At 52.2% G+C, this 268-nt stretch carries 1 rRNA gene; it reads right to left on the bottom strand.

What is annotated here, in order from left to right:
• Positions 1-268: ribosomal RNA gene (locus GOU96_RS18520) — 16S ribosomal RNA — on the bottom strand; the annotation flags it as partial.

Raw genomic sequence — 268 nt, 5'->3', positions numbered from 1 at the left:
TGCGCTTTACGCCCAGTAATTCCGATTAACGCTTGCACCCTCCGTATTACCGCGGCTGCTGGCACGGAGTTAGCCGGTGCTTCTTCTGTAGGTAACGTCAAATGATTAAGGTATTAACTTAACCACCTTCCTCCCTACTGAAAGTACTTTACAACCCGAAGGCCTTCTTCATACACGCGGCATGGCTGCATCAGGCTTGCGCCCATTGTGCAATATTCCCCACTGCTGCCTCCCGTAGGAGTCTGGACCGTGTCTCAGTTCCAGTGTG

The sequence above is a fragment of the Vibrio sp. R-1 genome (assembly GCF_035615595.1).
Lineage (GTDB): Bacteria > Pseudomonadota > Gammaproteobacteria > Enterobacterales > Vibrionaceae > Vibrio > Vibrio cholerae.
The sequence above is the reverse complement of the archived record's forward strand: the minus strand, read 5'-3'. Positions and strand labels throughout refer to the sequence as shown.